This window comes from Ralstonia soli (assembly GCF_023955655.1).
Lineage (GTDB): Bacteria > Pseudomonadota > Gammaproteobacteria > Burkholderiales > Burkholderiaceae > Ralstonia > Ralstonia soli.
The window spans coordinates 541,630-556,696 of the sequence record NZ_JAMXHT010000003.1 but is presented as its reverse complement, the minus strand read 5'-3'; the positions used below and the strand labels follow the sequence as shown (position 1 = coordinate 556,696).

General features: G+C 65.5%; 13 protein-coding genes and 1 tRNA gene. 5 read left to right on the top strand and 9 right to left on the bottom strand.

All coding sequences use genetic code 11. From position 1 onward, the window contains the following. Positions 1 to 33: 33 nt before the first annotated feature. Positions 34 to 786, bottom strand: coding sequence for a TetR/AcrR family transcriptional regulator (locus NG900_RS09680; protein ID WP_252679664.1), 753 nt, complete (start codon positions 784 to 786; stop codon positions 34 to 36). A 192-nt stretch (positions 787 to 978) separates the two neighbouring features. Here NG900_RS09680 and NG900_RS09675 point away from each other — a divergent pair, with 192 nt between their 5' ends. The 4 genes from NG900_RS09675 to NG900_RS09660 all read left to right on the top strand — a co-directional run bounded on the left by NG900_RS09675 (position 979) and on the right by NG900_RS09660 (position 3,985). Further along, positions 979 to 1,233: a YkgJ family cysteine cluster protein gene (locus tag NG900_RS09675; protein WP_252679662.1), complete on the top strand. Its 255-nt coding sequence runs from the start codon at positions 979 to 981 to the stop codon at positions 1,231 to 1,233. 6 nt (positions 1,234 to 1,239) lie between these two features. Beyond that, the gene (locus tag NG900_RS09670) at positions 1,240 to 1,827 is read left to right on the top strand and encodes a DUF1439 domain-containing protein (RefSeq protein ID WP_252679660.1); all 588 of its coding nucleotides are present in this window, start codon (positions 1,240 to 1,242) and stop codon (positions 1,825 to 1,827) included. 52 nt (positions 1,828 to 1,879) lie between these two features. Beyond that, positions 1,880 to 2,761, top strand: coding sequence for an undecaprenyl-diphosphate phosphatase (locus tag NG900_RS09665; protein WP_252679658.1), 882 nt, complete (start codon positions 1,880 to 1,882; stop codon positions 2,759 to 2,761). A gap of 111 nt (positions 2,762 to 2,872) precedes the next feature. Further along, positions 2,873 to 3,985, top strand: coding sequence for an NADH:flavin oxidoreductase/NADH oxidase (locus tag NG900_RS09660; protein WP_252679657.1), 1,113 nt, complete (start codon positions 2,873 to 2,875; stop codon positions 3,983 to 3,985). A 19-nt stretch (positions 3,986 to 4,004) separates the two neighbouring features. Here NG900_RS09660 and trmB read toward each other — a convergent pair whose 3' ends face one another. The 7 genes from trmB to ubiD all read right to left on the bottom strand — a co-directional run bounded on the left by trmB (position 4,005) and on the right by ubiD (position 12,068). After that, a complete protein-coding gene (trmB, locus tag NG900_RS09655; RefSeq protein WP_252679656.1) occupies positions 4,005 to 4,778 on the bottom strand; it encodes a tRNA (guanosine(46)-N7)-methyltransferase TrmB in 774 nt (257 codons plus the stop codon). An 83-nt stretch (positions 4,779 to 4,861) separates the two neighbouring features. Then, positions 4,862 to 4,935: transfer RNA gene (locus tag NG900_RS09650), tRNA-Gly, on the bottom strand. Positions 4,936 to 5,151: 216 nt separating this feature from the next. Further along, a complete protein-coding gene (locus NG900_RS09645) occupies positions 5,152 to 5,748 on the bottom strand; it encodes a ParB-like protein (RefSeq protein ID WP_252679647.1) in 597 nt (198 codons plus the stop codon). A gap of 75 nt (positions 5,749 to 5,823) precedes the next feature. Beyond that, positions 5,824 to 6,540, bottom strand: a complete 717-nt coding sequence (locus NG900_RS09640; RefSeq protein ID WP_252679645.1) for a hypothetical protein — start codon at positions 6,538 to 6,540, stop codon at positions 5,824 to 5,826. Positions 6,541 to 6,670: 130 nt separating this feature from the next. After that, the gene (locus NG900_RS09635; protein ID WP_252679643.1) at positions 6,671 to 8,725 is read right to left on the bottom strand and encodes an acetoacetate--CoA ligase; all 2,055 of its coding nucleotides are present in this window, start codon (positions 8,723 to 8,725) and stop codon (positions 6,671 to 6,673) included. Between the two features lie 199 nt (positions 8,726 to 8,924). Further along, positions 8,925 to 10,433, bottom strand: coding sequence for an NAD-dependent succinate-semialdehyde dehydrogenase (locus tag NG900_RS09630; RefSeq protein ID WP_252679641.1), 1,509 nt, complete (start codon positions 10,431 to 10,433; stop codon positions 8,925 to 8,927). A gap of 123 nt (positions 10,434 to 10,556) precedes the next feature. Continuing rightward, the gene (ubiD, locus tag NG900_RS09625) at positions 10,557 to 12,068 is read right to left on the bottom strand and encodes a 4-hydroxy-3-polyprenylbenzoate decarboxylase (RefSeq protein WP_252679639.1); all 1,512 of its coding nucleotides are present in this window, start codon (positions 12,066 to 12,068) and stop codon (positions 10,557 to 10,559) included. A gap of 538 nt (positions 12,069 to 12,606) precedes the next feature. On the opposite strand from ubiD, the gene NG900_RS09620 reads away from it, so the two are divergent. Next, positions 12,607 to 13,794, top strand: coding sequence for a lytic transglycosylase domain-containing protein (locus NG900_RS09620; protein WP_252679637.1), 1,188 nt, complete (start codon positions 12,607 to 12,609; stop codon positions 13,792 to 13,794). Positions 13,795 to 13,873: 79 nt separating this feature from the next. On the opposite strand, the gene NG900_RS09615 is transcribed toward NG900_RS09620, so the two are convergent. Further along, a complete protein-coding gene (locus NG900_RS09615; protein WP_252679636.1) occupies positions 13,874 to 15,058 on the bottom strand; it encodes a pyridoxal phosphate-dependent aminotransferase in 1,185 nt (394 codons plus the stop codon). Between the last annotated feature and the right edge of the window lie 9 nt (positions 15,059 to 15,067).

The window sequence follows — 15,067 nt, the reverse complement described above, 5'->3', positions numbered from 1 at the left end:
TAGCAAGTCCGGAGGACATTCCGGCAGACGTTGTCATGGCGTGGCGCCTTCATCGGGGGTGTCGGTCCCTTCGGGGCCCTTGGGCAGCGTGCGCCACGGTTGTTCGGTAAGCGGCGGCAGCGGCGGAATGGTCGCGCCCACCGCCGGATTGCGCAGCACGCCGTGCAGCAACAGCGACACCATGTGCGAGATGAACGCCCGAGGATCCAGCTCCCGGTGCGAGCACGGGCCGAACGAGTGCTTCCACTGCATCAGGAAGAGCATCGGCGCGACCATGGCCAGCGTGCTCAGGTCGACGTCAACGTTGCGGAATTCGCCGCGTGCCATGCCGCGCTCCAGGATGCGGGCGAACAGGCGGTCGCAGCGGTCGATGACTTCCTCGTGGTAGTACTGCGCCAGATCGGGGAAGTTGCCCGACTCGGCCATCAGCAGCTTGGTGAGGCCCGAGGCGGGGGACTCGCCAATCAGCTCCCACCAGCCCATCAGGATCTCGTGCAGCAGGGCCTCGGTGGTGCCGTCGAAGGCGTCGATGAACGCTTCGCCCTCGGCCAGCGCCGGCAGCAGGTTTTCCTGCACCACGGCCTTGAAGAGTTCTTCCTTGTTGGCGAAATACAGATAGACCGTGCCCTTGGACACGCCGGCCGCCGAGGCCACATCTTCCAGGCGCGTGGCCGCATAGCCGCGCGCCACGAACAGGTTCAGCGCGGCGGCGACCAGTTCCTGCGGGCGGGCTTCTTTACGGCGGGTCCAGCGTTTGGAGGAGGCGTCAGAATCTCGATCGGTCACGGCGGGCAACTGCGGTAGGGCGTCAGCCAGCGGGCAATGTCACTGACTCACAGATAACTTACTTTCCGGTCATTAATGTACGCATGCCGCCGGGGTGGGTCAAGCGGCATCGGCATTGTCAATCGGACTGGGCCTCGATTGTGCTGGTGCACAATAGCGGTTTTCGCCCCGATTTCATCGATCCGGACGGCCATGGACTGCCGACCCCACTGCGGCGCGTGCTGCATCGCGCCTTCCATCTCCAGCCCCATTCCCGGCATGCCGAACGGCAAGCCGGCGGGCGTGCGCTGCGCGCAACTCGATGGGGCCAATCGCTGTCGTATCTTTGGGCATCCGGAGCGGCCCGCCGTGTGCGGCAGCCTGCAGCCCGAGCCCGACATGTGCGGCGCTTCTTCCACGCACGCCATGCAGTTCCTGACCCGACTCGAGATCGACACCGCATCCTGATTTGCCATGACCGAACCTTCCAACACGCCATCCCGACGCATGCGCTGGTGGGCAGGCGCTGCCGCGGTTGCGGTGGCCATTGCCGCCGTGCTGGTCGCCTGCATGCCCACCGGCTGGACGGGCGATGGCTATACCTTCTCGCGCGGCCAGATGCAGGACGCGGTGGCCCGCAAGTTTCCGTTTCAGCGGCGCTTTCTCGGCTTCTTTGACGTGACGCTGTCCAACCCGCAGGTGTCGCTTGATCCGGGGCGCAACCGCATCGCTATCCAGGCCGATGCGCAGGTGGAAAGCGGCCTGTTCCGCCAGCCGCTGACAGGGCCTCTGGCGGTGTCCAGCGGGCTGCACTATGACGCCCCCACGCGCTCCATTCGCCTCGATCAACCCAGTGTCGACCGCTTCGACCTGCAGAACGTGCCCGGCGGCGTGGGCCCGCAGATCAGCGCGATCGGCTCGTTGATCGCGGGGCAGTTGCTCAATGACTACGCCGTCTACACGTTCAAGCCCGAGCAGTTGAAAGTGGCTGGAATTGCCGTAGAGCCCGGTACAATCACGGTTTTGCCCGAAGGCGTGCACGTCCAGGCCAAGCGGCCATAAGCTTCGCTGTACGCCCAGCGCTTCGTTTTTCTTCTCCCTCTTTGCCCACTGCATGGACATCGCACTCGCCATCAAAGCGCTGATTCTCGGCATCGTCGAAGGCCTGACCGAGTTCCTTCCCATCTCCAGCACCGGCCACCTGATCCTCGCGGGCCAACTGCTCGACTTCAATGACGAAAAGGGCAAGATCTTCGAGATCGTGATCCAGTTCGGCGCCATCCTGGCGGTGTGCTGGGAGTTCCGCCACAAGATCATCGACGTGGTGCGCGGCCTGCCCAACGATCCGCGCCAGCAACGTTTTGCCATCAACGTGATCGTGGCGACGATTCCTGCGATCACGCTCGCGCTGATCTTCGGCAAGGCGATCAAGGCGCACCTGTTCAACCCGATCGTGGTGGCGTCGGCATTCATCATCGGTGGCTTCGTGATCTTGTGGGCCGAATGGCGCGAGCGCCATCGCGGTGAGACGCACGACCCGCGCGCCAATGCGCTGCTCGAGGCCGCCAAGGCTGGCGCGCCGCGCATCGAGACGCTGGATGACCTGCGCATCTCCGACGCCATCAAGGTGGGCTTTGCGCAGTGCTTTGCGCTGATTCCGGGTACGTCGCGCTCGGGCTCGACCATCATCGGCGGGCTGCTGTTCGGCCTCTCGCGCAAGGTGGCGACGGAGTTCTCGTTCTTCCTGGCGATTCCCGTGATTTTTGGCGCAACGGTGTACGAGCTGTACAAGTCGCGCGCGCTGCTGTCGGCCGACGATCTGTCGATCTTTGCGGTGGGCTTTGTGGCGGCGTTCATCTCGGCGTTCTTCTGCGTGCGCTGGCTGCTGAAGTTCATTGCCACGCACGACTTCCGCGGCTTTGCGTGGTACCGGATCATCTTCGGCATCATCGTGCTGGTGACGGCGTACACGCACCTGATCGCCTGGCAGGCCTGAGCCGGGCAATTCCCTACCTCGGCGTGGGCTTTCGCGCCGTCTGCACGATCGGGTGGATTCGGACACACTGGCGGTTTCCTCGTCAGCCGCTGACTACCGAATCTCCCGATCATGAGTGCACTCTTCCAGCCTTTCTCCCTGCGCGGTCTCACGCTTGAGAACCGCATCGTCATCTCGCCGATGTGCCAGTACTCAGCCGATCATGGCCGGGCCACGGCATGGCATCACACGCATCTGGGCAGTCTTTCGCTTTCGGGCGCCGGCCTGCTGATGATCGAGGCGACCGCCGTGTCGCCGGAAGGGCGCATTACGAACGGCTGCTTGGGTTTGTGGGATGACGCCACCGAGGCGGCGCTGGCGGACACGCTCGCGGCCATCCGCCAGAACGCGCTGGTGCCGATCGGCATGCAGATCGCGCACGCCGGCCGCAAGGCGTCGAGTGCACGTCCGTGGGAGGGCGGCGCGTTGTTGCCGCTCGACGCGGGCGGTTGGGAAACGATGGGCCCCTCGGCGCTATCGCAGCGCCCCGAAGAGCGTGCCCCGCGTGAGATGACCGATGCGGACCTCGCACTCGTGCGCGACCAGTTTGTCGACACGGCGCGCCGTGCAGTGCGCCTGGGTATGGCAGCCATCGAGCTGCACTGCGCGCACGGCTATCTCCTGCACGAATTCCTCTCGCCCATCGCCAACCAGCGCACCGACGCGTACGGCGGTTCGCGCGAGAATCGCATGCGTTATCCGCTGGAGATTTTCGATGCGGTGCGCGCCGTGGTGCCGGACAACATCCCGGTAGGCGTGCGCGTGTCGGCCACCGATTGGGTGGAGGGCGGCTGGACGCCGGAAGATTCCGTGGTGTTTGCGCAGGCGTTGCGCGCGCGGGGGTGCGACTGGATCGACGCGTCGTCAGGCGGCGTGTCGCCGCTGCAGCAGATTCCCCTGTCGACCGGCTACCAGGTGCCGTTTGCCGAGAAGATCCGCAACGAAGCGGATATCCCGACCATCGCCGTCGGCCTGATCAACGAGGCGCACGAGGCAGAGGCCATCGTTGCGCAGGGGCGTGCGGATCTGGTGGCCGTTGGCCGCGCATTCCTCTACAACCCGCACTGGGCGTGGGCCGCCGCTGCTGAGTTGGGCGCCACCGTCAAGGCGCCGCCGCAATACTGGCGCGCCTTTCCGCGTCACGCCAAGAACCTCTTCGGCGAGACGCATTTCGGCGCGCGCTAACTGAGGCGCGTGGATGTGGTCAACCGCGCTTGCGGAAGACCACGTCCCACACGCCGTGCCCGAGGCGCAGGCCGCGCTTCTCGAACTTGGTGACGGGGCGATAGTCGGGGCGGGGCGCGAAGCCGTCGGCGGTGTTCTCGAGCAGGGGCTCGGCGGACAGCACCTCGAGCATCTGGTGGGCGTATTCCTCCCAGTCCGTCGCGCAATGCAGATAGCCGCCCGGCTTCAGATGCGCCGCCAGGCGCGCCACGAACGGGCCCTGGATCAGACGCCGCTTGTTGTGGCGCTTCTTGTGCCACGGGTCGGGGAAGAACACGTGAATGCCATCCAGCGTGCCTTCCGGAATCATGTGCGCCAGCACTTCCACCGCATCGTGCGAACAGATGCGGATGTTGCCGATCTCGCGTTCACCGATCAGCTTGAGCAGTGCGCCCACGCCCGGCTCGTGCACTTCCACGCCGAGGAAATCATCGTCGGGACGCAGCTGCGCGATGTGCGCGGTGGTCTCGCCCATGCCGAAACCGATCTCGAAGATGCGCTTGGCACCCGTGCGGCCGAAGGCAGCTTCCCAATCGAGCGGCTCGGCAGCGTAGGGCAGTTGGAAGCGCGGTCCGAGTTCGTCGATGGCGCGCTGCTGGCCGGTCGAGGTGCGGCCGGCGCGACGCACGAACGAGCGGATGCGGCGCGGGTGACCGACTTCGGCGCCGTTTTCCGTGCCTTCGGCGGCGTTGGTGTCCTGCGAATCCGGTGTGATGTCGTCGGGGCCGGTGCCCGGCTGGTCGGTGGGCTGCATGAAGATCCCGTGCCGTATCCCGTCGATCGAGCGGCGGGCAGGCAACAAAAAAGCCGCCGAGGGCGGCTTCAGACTATGTTCGGTGGAGCGGGCGATGGGAATCGAACCCACGGCTCTAGCTTGGGAAGCTAGGGTATTACCATTATACGACGCCCGCGTAACCCGCAATTCTACGCGGGATTTTGGGGGCTGGGCAAGCTGCGAGCACCGGCACTGACATGGAAAGTGCTGCTATTGGCACTTGAACGTCGCATTTCGCTGCCGCTACGTTTGCTCTTCGGCGGGATAAACGATCGTTCCATCGTGCTGAATCAGCGCGCCCTCGGCCGAGTGCGCGGGCTCCAGACGGCCGGGGCCCATGATGCGGGACGGGCTATTTCGCCTTGAACCCCGGCAACCCGCTTGCGAGCCTGCCATGGGCCACCGGCAGTGCGGCTTGCACCGCTGCGTGGAAATCCGCCTGCAGGTCTTCAATCGGAATGGCGCGGCGGAAGAAATCGGCCCACACGAATTCGGCAAAGGCGGTCGGCGTCTTATCGTAGCCGCCGGCGTTGCGCACGTAGCCTGCAAGCGAGCGGTAGGGGTCGTCGATGAGCTTTTTCAGCTTGTCCGGGATGGCCACGTAGTGGTGCCGCACACCGTGCTCGTCGAGTGGGTGGACCCAGCAGTTCTTGTCCATTGCCTTCCAGAAATCGTCGATGTGGTGCGCGGACAGATCGGCTTCCACCTCGAAATAGCCGGTCGCCACGCCGGCTTCCAGCGCGGCGCGCCCGAGGTGGTGATGGTCGGTGATGTACAGCTTGCCGTCCGGCCCGAGGACGGCGGGAATGAGATGCGCTTGCATGAAGGCCTGTTGCTCCTTCTGCGTGAGCGACATCAGGTGCTTCTTCTTGTCTTCCACCTCGATCATGCCCACGGTGAGTTGCGTGGGGCGCAGGTCGTGGATGGGCGATTCGTGGATCTTGGACATGGCGCTTCCCCCTGCTCAGGCCGCCGGCAATGGATGCCGGTCGTAATTTGCAGCATAGAGCAAGCGCGGGGGCGCCTACCGACGCTGCGCCATGGCCCGCATCGCTGCATCCACGAACTTCGCGGTAGCGCGTTCGCCGGCCATCGGGGCGGCCGCCTTGGCACAGGCGGCGATCACGTCGCACAGCGATTGTGTGTCTTCCTTGCTGGCGCGCAGCAGCGGCATGGCCGCGCCCGCAGCCGAGCCGAAGTGCTGGATGGCCAGGCGCATCAGCTCCACCTTGACCACGTTGGGCAGCACGTCGGCCAAGTCGGAGGGAATGGCGGGCGGGATGGCGGACTGCGGTGACCGCGCAGGCGGGATCGCCCACAGCTGCGGTTCATTGGCGGCGGGCCCGTTGGCAGCCGCGGCCTGGGTCTGCAGGCCGAGCGTCATGCCGGTCAGTGGTGGCAGCTCGCCGTAGATGTCTGACAGGGCAGCCTGCCCGCCGTCGGCTTGCTCGTCGAACAAGGGGCGGTTGAAGTGGGCGATGGGGTCGAAGGCTGCGGCAGCCGGCGCGTCCGGTTGCAAGGCATTGGGCAGCACGTCGACCATGCCCGCCTGTTGCAGCCCGGCAAGCAGTTCGTCCAGATCGGGCCAGCCGCCCAGCAACTGGTGCAACTGTCCGACGGTGCGCGCACCGTCGATGAGGATGAGCAGATGGCGCTGGCGCATCTGCATGTCGTGGCGGCGCGCGGCCAAGGCCTCGCGGCCGTCGTCCGTCTTGATGAGAACGCTCGTCGTTGCAAGCATGGTGACTCCCCGTATCAGCAGCGAGCCCGGTGTCTTGATGCACCGGTACACGCTGTACGTTAGTCAGCCTGTCTGTGCCATGCCATCGTACGATCAGTCGAATTTGCGCGGTCGGAGGCGATCGATCGGTCTAACTCCGCCAGGATTCCAGCGCCGGCGCGGCTTCGCCGGCAGGGCCACTCTGCGTTGCGAACGTACGTGCGTAGTCTACATACCACGCCAGCACGTCGGGGTTGGCCATTGCATCGGGGTTGGCGATGCGCTCGGGTGGCGCGCCCAGCAGCAGCTTCTTGATCGGCACTTCCATCTTCTTGCCCGAGAGCGTGCGCGGCACCCCCGGCGCCTGCACGATCACGTTGGGCACGTGCCGCGCCGACAACCCGGCCTTGATGCGCGCGTTGATGGTGTTGCGCAGCGTGTCGTCCAGCGCGGCACCATCGCGCAGCACCACGAACAAGGGCATGAACGACTCGCGCCCGAGGAATTCCAGATCGACCACCAGGCTGTCGAGCACTTCCGGCAAGTCTTCCACCACGCGGTACAGCTCGGCCGTGCCCATGCGGATGCCGTGGCGGTTGATGGTGGCATCCGACCGGCCGTAGATGATGGCGCCGCCGCGCGGGGTGATCTTGATCCAGTCGCCGTGGCGCCACTGGCCGGGGTACATGTCGAAGTAGCTGTCGCGGTAGCGGCTGCCGTCGGTATCGCCCCAGAAGAACAGCGGCATCGACGGAATGGGCGCGGTGCACACCAGCTCGCCCACGGCGTCGATGAGCGGTTGACCAGCTTCGTCCAGGGCTTCCACGCGCGAGCCGAGGTTTCGGCACTGCATCTCGCCGGCATAGACGGGCAGGGTGGCGACGCCGCCCACGAAGCAGCCGGCAAAATCGGTGCCGCCCGAGATCGGGTTGAGCCACACGTCGGCCTTTACGTGGCGGTAGATCCAGTCGTACGCCTCGGCCGAGAGCGGCGAGCCGGTCGAGCCGATTGCGCGTAGTTTCGATAGATCAAAATCTCGCCCGGGTTCGATGCCGGCCTTCAGGCAATTGGCGAAGAACGCCGCGCCCGCGCCGAAGAACGTCACGCCCGCATCCTGGGCGAAGCGCCACAGCGTATTGAGATCGGGCGTGCCGGGATTGCCGTCGTAGATGGCGAGCGTGACGCCGCCAAGCAGGCCGCTTGCCTGCGAATTCCACATGACCCAGCCGGTGCTGCTGTACCAGTGGTAGACGTCGCTGGGGCCGAGATCGAGGTGCAGCGCGCCCATCATCGTCTGCACCAGCAGCAGGCCGCCGTGGCCGTGCACGATGGGCTTGGGCATGCCGGTAGTGCCGGACGAATACAAGATCCACAGCGGGTGATCGGCCGCCACGGGTGTCACGACGAGCGGCACGTCGTTGGCCGTGAGGTCGCGCCAGTGCTCGGCTTGCGGGAAGCGCGCGCGGTCAATCTCGCCGTGCAACTGCGGCACGAGCACGAGGTGCTCGACCGTCGGCAACGCGGCGACCATCTCCGCGACCACGCCGGTGCGGTCGAACGCGCGACCACCGTAGTGATAGCCATCCACCGCGATCAGCACCTTCGGTTCGATCTGGCGAAAGCGATCGGTGACGGCTACCTCGCCCATGTCGGGCGCGCAGACCGACCAGATCGCCCCGACACTGGCCGTGGCAAGGAACGCGATGATGGCGTCCGGCGTGTTCGACAGATACGCGGCCACGCGGTCGCCGGGCACCACGCCCATGTTGCGGAGCGCATCGGCCAGCGAGGCAACGCGCTGGCGCAGCGCGCGCCATGACAGATCAGCCAGCGGTTTCGTCTCACTGGCGTAGCGGATGGCGGGGCGTTCGGGGTTGCCTCCTTCTTCCACGTGCCGCATCACCTGGTCGACGTAGTTCAGCTTGGCGCCGACCAGCCATTGCGCACCGGGCATGGTGCGGTCGCCGAGCATCTGCGTGAAAGGCGTGGAGGCGCGCAGGTCGAGGTAGTCCCAGACGGAGGTCCAGAACGCTTCGAGTTCAGTGGTGGACCAGTCCCAGAGCTGCGCGTAGCCCTCGGGCGTGGTGGCCGAGAAGCGCAGGCCGCGTTCGCGTGCAAGCCAGTCGAGGTAATGCGTCAGACGCGCATTGGCGATGAAATCCGCCGAGGGCGTCCACAGCAGGGCGCCTTCCTGGATGGTGCTCATGTGTCTCCTCCGCCGTAAGGCTGGGGGGATGCCGCCCGCTCTATGCGGCGGGTCGGCCGGTGGGGTGGTGTGATGGTCTAAAACCTGTTCACGGTCCGTAGCGAGCGACCCGAGATTGGCTCGAGAAGCGCAACCGTACATGGGTACGGTGAGCATCGCAGAGCCAAGATCGGGGCGTGCAGCAGGACCGTGGGCAGGTTTAGATGCCGCCCATGCACAGGTACTTGAGTTCCAGATATTCGTCGATGCCGTAGACCGAACCTTCACGGCCCAGGCCCGATTGCTTGATGCCACCGAACGGCGCCACCTCGTTGGAGATCAACCCCGTGTTGATGCCGACCATGCCGTATTCGAGCTGCTCCGCCACGCGCCAGATGCGGCCGATGTCGCGGCTGAAGAAGTACGAGGCGAGGCCGAATTCGGTGTCGTTGGCCAGGCGCACGACTTCCGCTTCGTCTTCAAACTTGAAGATGGCGGACACGGGGCCAAAGGTCTCTTCGCGCGCGATCAACATGTCGGGCGTGGCATCGGCCAGGACGGTGGGCTCGACAAAGCGCTGCGAACCGAAGCCCTGCATCAGCTTGCCGCCGGCGGTCACGCGCGCGCCCTTCTGCGTCGCGTCGCTGATGTGCCGCTGCACCTTCTCCACGGCCTGGTCGTCGATCAGCGGACCTTGCGCCACGCCCGACTCGAAGCCGTTGCCGACCTTGATACCGCGCACCTTGGCCGAGAGCTTCTCGACAAACGCGTCGTACACCGAGGCGTGCACATAGAAGCGGTTCGTACACACGCAGGTCTGACCCGCGTTGCGGTACTTCGACTGCACCGCGCCTTCCACTGCGGCATCGATGTCGGCGTCGTCAAACACGATGAACGGCGCATGACCGCCCAGCTCCAGCGCGACCTTCTTTACGGTCGGCGAGCACTGCTCCATCAGGATGCGGCCCACCGGCGTCGAGCCCGTGAATGACAGGTGGCGCACGATCGGCGATTCGCACAAGGCCTTGCCGATGGCGATCGAGCGATCGGCATCGCCCGTCACCACGTTGACCACACCCTTGGGGATGCCCGCGCGATGCGCCAACTCCGCCATCGCCAGCGCAGAGAGCGGCGTCTGCTCGGCCGGCTTGATGACGATGGTGCAGCCCGCAGCCATCGCCGGCGCGACTTTGCGGGTGATCATCGCCAGCGGGAAGTTCCACGGCGTGATGGATGCACACACGCCCACCGGCTGCTTGAGCACCACCATGCGCTTGTCGCGCCAGGTGCTGGCCATCACGTCGCCCGAGACGCGCTTGGCCTCTTCGGCAAACCATTCGATGAACGACGCGCCGTAGACGATTTCACCCTTGGCTTCGGCCAGCGGCTTGCCTTGCTCGGCGGTCATCAGCGCGGCGAGGTCGTCGGCGTTGGCGATGAGCAGGTCGAACCAGCGGCGCATCAGGCCGGCGCGCTCCTTGCCGGTCAACTCGCGCCAGGCAGGCCAGGCCGCGTTGGCGGCGTCGATGGCGCGCAGGGTTTCGGCGTGGCCGAGGTTGGCGACATCGGCCAGGTGGGTGTTGGTGGCAGGGTCGCAGACGGAGAAGGTGGTGCCGTCCGCCGCGCCCACCCAGGTGCCATCCACGTAGGACTGCGTTTTGACGAGGGTGCGGTCTTTGATGCGCTCCAGCGCGTTGGCGGTGGTGCGGGAGTCGAGTGCTTCGGCCATGGCGGTCTCCAGAATGGAACGAGGCGCACAGCCCAGTGCGCCTCGTGTAGGCAGCGGTCGCTTAACTTGGTAAGAATAACCGAACGACCGTTCGCTTGCAGACTGACCCGCCCGGGAGCGCGGTTACTGGAACAGCGTGTCCCACATGGCGTCGACCTTGGTTTTGACGGCGGGATCCATGACGATGGGCTGGCCCCATTCACGGGTCGTCTCGCCGGGCCACTTGTTGGTGGCGTCGATGCCCATCTTCGAGCCCAGGCCCGATACCGGCGAGGCGAAGTCGAGGTAGTCGATGGGCGTGTTTTCCACCATCACCGTATCGCGCGCCGGGTCCACGCGCGTGGTGATCGCCCAGATGACTTCCTTCCAGTCGCGCAGGTTCACGTCGTCATCCACCACCACGATGAACTTCGTATACATGAACTGCCGCAGGAAGCTCCACACGCCGAACATCACGCGCTTGGCGTGGCCGGCGTACTGCTTCTTCATGCTGACCAGCGCCATGCGGTAGCTGCAGCCTTCGGGCGGCAGATAGAAGTCCGCAATCTCCGGAAACTGCTTCTGCAGCAGCGGCACGAACACTTCGTTGAGCGCCACGCCCAGCACGGCCGGCTCATCGGGCGGCTTGCCTGTATACGTAGAGTGATAGATCGGGTCGCGCCGCATGGTGATGCGCTCGACCGTGAACACGGGAAACCAGTCCTGCTCGTTGTAGTAGCCGGTGTGGTCGCCAAACGGTCCTTCGAGCGCATGTTGATAGCCGCTCGGGTGCGTCGGGTCGGGCTGGATGTGGCCTTCGAGGACGATCTCGGCGCCGGCCGGCACTTGCAGTTGTGCCTGTGCCAAGGAGGGTGTGAGGCACGTCGCCAGCTCTGTCCTGCTGCCCCGCAGCAAGCCGGCAAATTGATACTCCGAGAGCGTGTCCGGCACCGGCGTGACGGCCCCGAGAATGGTGGCCGGGTCCGCGCCTAGCGCCACGGCAATCGGGAAGGGCTGGCCGGGGTGCGCGATGGCGTGCTCGCGGAAGTCCAGCGCGCCGCCCCGGTGCGCCAGCCAACGCATGATGACTTGATTGCGGCTGATCACCTGCTGGCGATAGATGCCCAGGTTCTGACGCTTCTTGTGCGGGCCGCGCGTGATGACCAGCCCCCATGTAACGAGCGGCGCCGCATCGCCCGGCCAGCACGTCTGCACGGGAATGCGCGAGAGATCCACGTCGTTACCTTCCCACACGACTTCCTGGCATGCGGGGGACGACACCTTGCGCGGCGCCATGTCCCACACCGCCTTGGCCATCGTCCACAGCTTGCCCGCTTCGCGCAGACCGCGCGGCGGCTCGGGCTCTTTCAATGCAGAGAGCAGGCGGCCCACGTCGCGCAGTTCATCAAGAGACTCCGCGCCCATGCCCAGGGCCACACGGCGCGTGGTGCCAAACAGGTTGGCCAGCACTGGCATGTCGTACTTGCGCGTGCCATCTACCGGCTGCTCGAAGACCACCGCCGGGCCTTCGGCACGCAGCAGGCGGTCACAGACTTCGGTCATTTCCAGGTGCGGCGACACCGGCTGGCGCACGTGGCGCAACTCGCCAAGGCGTTCCAGCTGGGCGAGAAAGTCACGTAAGTCCCTGTATTGCATGGAGATTTTGTAACTAAAGGTAAGGTGGGTCACCTATCACGCAGAGCGCCGGCCCGCCAAACGGACGTCCTGGCGCGATTTTTTTGGTGTAGGCAGGGTGGCCGCGATTGTACGGCCAAAACCCCATGGCACCCTGATGACAGCACGCATCGCAGGTCAGCCAGCCCCCACAACAGTGTTCCCATCATTACTTTTTGATATGAAAAACAAATTCTTTATGATTGACTTGGAATAACGCGCTTCCTACAATCCAATCCGATCTGGCAATTGTTGCGTCGCAACATGTTTTCGGCTAACGCCTTCGCCCGTTCTCTCGTTCGTATGAGGGGCGACGCCAGAGCACTTCAGCATCGCTGCGGGACGTGACCTCCCCAAGGACACGCCCCGCATTTGTCTGGGCACTAGGGGAGTGCCCCCAACAGATGCCGGCTGACTGCAACAGCGCGGCATCCTTACTAAAAACCGTTGCGATTCGAAAGGCACGGCGCCATGCAAAATAAAGGCGCCCACCGGATCTGCGCAGCGGACGGAGGTAAGTATGAACGGTTGGAAAACCCTTCATTCTTCCGGGATCGGTTCGGCGCTGCAACGCCGGCTCGTCGCCCCGGTTGGCCGCCGCCTCGCGCGTGCAGGTCAGATTGCGCTGCCTCGTAAGCTGCGCATGGAGTTGAACGCAGGGGGCGCCGTCGCGTCCCGCAATGCCTTGCATCCTGGCGTACTGCTGGTCTTCCGCAGTGGGCATGTCATGCTGAACAGCATCGGCGTGCTCGCAGTGGTGGCTGCAGTGGCGCTCTCGCTCAACGGCGAGTGGCGTGCCATGGTCGCCCAGCGCGTGTTGCATTTCACGCCGGGCGCTGACACCAATGTTGCTTCGGCCAATCCGTCGCCCGCGGTTGCGGCTGGCGTGCAGCCGGTCGCGTTTGCGCCGACTGCACCGTCGGCCGGCACGGGTGCCGTTCAGGCTGTGGCGCCCGCTGCCGCTCAAGGCGGCACGGTGGCGGCTGCCGGCTGGGACACGCTCTCGAAGGTGCCGTCCGTGGCCGAGCTGGCTGCGCAGATTCCGAACACGCAGGTCGTCCGCGATGCGCGTGAGTCGGCAACCGCCGGTACCCCGCGCGAGCAGGCTGCCGTGGCCGAATACATCGCCCGCAAGTACCGGGTGGCAGCAACCGCCACCGGCCAACTGGTGAAGGCGGCCTACCAGACCGGCAAGGAAGTCGGCCTGGACCCGCTGCTGATCCTGGGCGTGATGGCCATCGAATCCAGCTTCAACCCGTTCGCGGAAAGCGGCATGGGTGCGCAGGGCCTGATGCAGGTCATGACCAAGGTCCACCAGGACAAGTACGAAGTGATGGGCGGCGTTGGCGCTGCGCTCAATCCGTACGCCAACATCAAGGTCGGTGCGCTGGTGCTGAAGGATTGCATCGCCCGTGGCGGCTCGATCGAGGCCGGCCTGAAGCTCTACGTCGGTGCGGTCACGCAGGGCGACGGCGGTTATGGTGGCAAGGTGCTCCAGGAACGCTCGCGCCTGCGCATGGTGGCGACTGGGCATCGTTCGCCGGTCACGGCCGCTTCGGAGCGCGAACCGGTGAAGCCGGTGGCGACGACGACGCCCGTCACCCAGGCCGAGGCGAAGACGCAAGCTGCCAAGCCGGCGGACAAGCAACCGGTCAGCGGCCGGCAGGAAGAGGCACGCCTGGACGACACGTCGCAAGGTCAGGCCTGATCGGCTCGCTTCGCTGCGCTGTCTATAGATAAGAAAGGCCGTCCCTCGGGACGGCCTTTTTGTTTGGGCGATGGGCGAGCTACCGGGCGAACAGCTTGCCGAGCCTGGCGACCGCTTCTTCCAGATGGTCCATCGACGTGGCATAGGACAGGCGGATGTAGTGCTGCGCGGTATGCGGGCCGAAATCCAGCCCGGGTACCAGCACGACGCCGGCATCATGCAGCATCGACTGGGTGAGGGCGTCGGCATCGGCGGCATGCGGGTGGTGTACGCCGCGGCAATCGGCGAAGACATAGAACGCGCCATCCGGCTTGACCGGCACCTTGAAGCCGAGCGATTCCAGTGCCGGCACGATGAAATCGCGGCGGCGGCGGAATTCGGCCTTGCGGCTTTCGTAGATGGCCAGCGCTTGCGGCTCGAAGCACGCGAGCGCCGCATACTGCGCCACGGCTGACGCGCAAATGAACAGGTTTTGCGCGACCTTCTCGAACTCGGGTACCAGCTCTGTGGGGGCCACCAGCCAGCCGAGCCGCCAGCCCGTCATGTTGAAATACTTCGAAAAGCTATTGATCGTGACGACATCGTCGCCGAACGACAGCGCGGAGACCGGCGCCTGGTCGTACGACAGCCCCTGGTAGATCTCATCGACGATCGAGAATCCGCCACGTGCGCGCACCGTCTGCACGATGCGCTGCAGCTCGTCCGGCAGGATCGACGTGCCGGTCGGGTTGGACGGTGAGGCCAGCAGCACGCCCTGCGTGCGCTCGCCCCAATGGGCGGTGACCTGCTCGGCAGTCAGCTGGAAGCGCTCTTCCGGCCCCGAAGGCACGAGCTTCGCCACGCCATTGAAGGCGGCCACGAAGTGCCGGTTGCACGGATAGCTCGGATCGGGCATCAGCACCTCGCCGCCGATCTCCACCAGGACCGCGCAAGCCAGCAGTAACGCTGCTGACGCGCCGGCCGTGACAATGATGCGCTCGGGCGCAATGTCGAGGCCGTAGCTGGTCTGGTAGTAGTGGGCGATCGCCTGGCGCAGCGGGCGGATGCCCAGCGCTCCAGTGTATTGCGTGACGCCGCGCCGCATGGCGTCGGCGGCAGCCTGCACGACAGGCTCGGCCGCGGTGAAGTCGGGCTCGCCGATGCCCATGTGGATGATGCTGCGCCCCGCCAGCTCCAGCTCGCGGGCCTGCTTGGCCAGCTCCATCACGTGAAAGGCGCGGATATTGGCCAGCCGGGCGGCTGTCTGCAGGCGGTGGGCGTCCATCTGGGGGCG

Coding starts and splice junctions, on each gene's coding strand:
- NG900_RS09675 (WP_252679662.1), top strand. CDS start 979: ATGGACTGCCGACCCCACTGCGGCGCGTGCTGCATCGCGCCTTCCATC.
- NG900_RS09670 (WP_252679660.1), top strand. CDS start 1,240: ATGACCGAACCTTCCAACACGCCATCCCGACGCATGCGCTGGTGGGCA.
- NG900_RS09665 (WP_252679658.1), top strand. CDS start 1,880: ATGGACATCGCACTCGCCATCAAAGCGCTGATTCTCGGCATCGTCGAA.
- NG900_RS09660 (WP_252679657.1), top strand. CDS start 2,873: ATGAGTGCACTCTTCCAGCCTTTCTCCCTGCGCGGTCTCACGCTTGAG.
- trmB (WP_252679656.1), bottom strand. CDS start 4,778: ATGCAGCCCACCGACCAGCCGGGCACCGGCCCCGACGACATCACACCG.
- NG900_RS09645 (WP_252679647.1), bottom strand. CDS start 5,748: ATGTCCAAGATCCACGAATCGCCCATCCACGACCTGCGCCCCACGCAA.
- NG900_RS09640 (WP_252679645.1), bottom strand. CDS start 6,540: ATGCTTGCAACGACGAGCGTTCTCATCAAGACGGACGACGGCCGCGAG.
- NG900_RS09635 (WP_252679643.1), bottom strand. CDS start 8,725: ATGAGCACCATCCAGGAAGGCGCCCTGCTGTGGACGCCCTCGGCGGAT.
- NG900_RS09630 (WP_252679641.1), bottom strand. CDS start 10,433: ATGGCCGAAGCACTCGACTCCCGCACCACCGCCAACGCGCTGGAGCGC.
- ubiD (WP_252679639.1), bottom strand. CDS start 12,068: ATGCAATACAGGGACTTACGTGACTTTCTCGCCCAGCTGGAACGCCTT.
- NG900_RS09620 (WP_252679637.1), top strand. CDS start 12,607: ATGAACGGTTGGAAAACCCTTCATTCTTCCGGGATCGGTTCGGCGCTG.
- NG900_RS09615 (WP_252679636.1), bottom strand. CDS start 15,058: ATGGACGCCCACCGCCTGCAGACAGCCGCCCGGCTGGCCAATATCCGC.